This is a genomic window from Dethiosulfovibrio faecalis (assembly GCF_021568795.1).
GTDB lineage: Bacteria > Synergistota > Synergistia > Synergistales > Dethiosulfovibrionaceae > Dethiosulfovibrio > Dethiosulfovibrio faecalis.
The window spans coordinates 1-610 of record NZ_JAKGUE010000043.1 but is presented as its reverse complement, the minus strand read 5'-3'; the positions used below and the strand labels follow the sequence as shown (position 1 = coordinate 610).

The 610-nt window shown below is 57.0% G+C and carries 1 protein-coding gene; it reads right to left on the bottom strand.

The window, feature by feature from the left end:
- Positions 1–610 (bottom strand): Cache 3/Cache 2 fusion domain-containing protein (locus tag L2W58_RS13020; protein ID WP_236103838.1); only part of this gene is annotated, 610 nt, incomplete at both ends.

Sequence of the window (610 nt, the reverse complement as noted above, 5' to 3'; positions counted from 1 at the left end):
AGGTCGGCGTTGACCACCATCATGGCGTACCAGTCGGTTCCCTCCACCTTCTGGACGTAGCCCATGGACCTACGACCCTCGAAGTCGTATTCGAACCTCACTGGCTCGGTCGTGTCGAAAAGCCCCGCAGATTTACAGGCGTTCCAGAGGGGAGGGCAGCTCTCCGACATGGAGACTCCCTTCTCCACCTTGGGATGGATGACCACCGCCCCGTTCGAGTCGAATATTATGCCGTAGCTGCCCTCTCCGAGGGAGGAGCTGAGTATCCTCTTCTCGACCGACTCCAGAGAGGTCCCGGCGAAGACTACCATTCGAACCGCCCCTTCCGCGTCCACCACAGGTTTGTAGCAGCCGGCATATGGGATTTCTCCCAGCCAGACTATGTCCTCGAAGGTCTCTCTACCGTCCACCGTCGCTTTATAGACTCCGGTGGTATCGTCGAAAAGCCCTCCCAGCATGGAACGCCCCTCTTTATCCTTCAAGGTGGTGGAGACCCGGACCAACCCCTCTTTCGTGACCTGAAAAATGGAGAACTGGCTTCCCATGGCATCCTGCCATTCGTTCACCATAACCTCGTTTCCTGTGATGAGTTTGAGACCGTCGTCCATGA